Annotated in this window: 1 rRNA gene; it reads right to left on the bottom strand. The window is 42.4% G+C overall.

The annotated features are described in order from the left end of the window. Window positions 1–602, bottom strand: a 23S ribosomal RNA gene (locus I4N53_RS11240); the annotation flags it as partial.

Below are 602 nucleotides of genomic sequence, written 5' to 3'. Positions count from 1 at the left end.
TTACTCTCGTTACTCATGCCGGCATTCTCTCTACTGTACAGTCCAGCCTCGCTTCCGCTTGGCCTTCTACCCGTACAGTACGCTCCCCTACCCCAAACAGAAGTCAGATGTCGGAAGTCAGATGTCGGATACTCTCCACTTCTTTATCATCGTGTATATTTGCTTCCTTAAAGCTGTGTATTCTTCTATTAGTTCGTTATGCAATGTCTTATCTATATATCCTAAGTCATAACTTAAGTCTAGTAATACTTCTATTTCATTGCTTGATCCAAGCGCTATCTTTAAATACCTCTTAAAATCTGCCTCTGATTCTTTCTTTCCATATCCTTCGGCTATATTTAACGGTATTGATGTTGCTGCCCTTCTTAGTTGACTCCCTAATTCGTATCTTTCATACCCAGGATAGTTCTGGGTTAGCTTGTGTATCTCTATGCTTAGCTTGTATGATTGTTGATATATTCTGAGATCCTTATACGTCTTTATCATTTTCTCACCTCTGACCTCTCACATCTGACTTCTGTTTAGCCCCAGCTTCGGTGGCATGTTTGAGCCCCGTTCATTTTCGGCGCAGGACCTCTCGACCAGTGAGCTGTTACGCACTC

Origin of the sequence: Thermoanaerobacter sp. CM-CNRG TB177 (assembly GCF_018588165.1) — a bacterium.
Classification (GTDB): Bacteria; Bacillota; Thermoanaerobacteria; order Thermoanaerobacterales; family Thermoanaerobacteraceae; genus Thermoanaerobacter; species Thermoanaerobacter thermocopriae.
The sequence above is the reverse complement of the archived record's forward strand: the minus strand, read 5'-3'. Positions and strand labels throughout refer to the sequence as shown.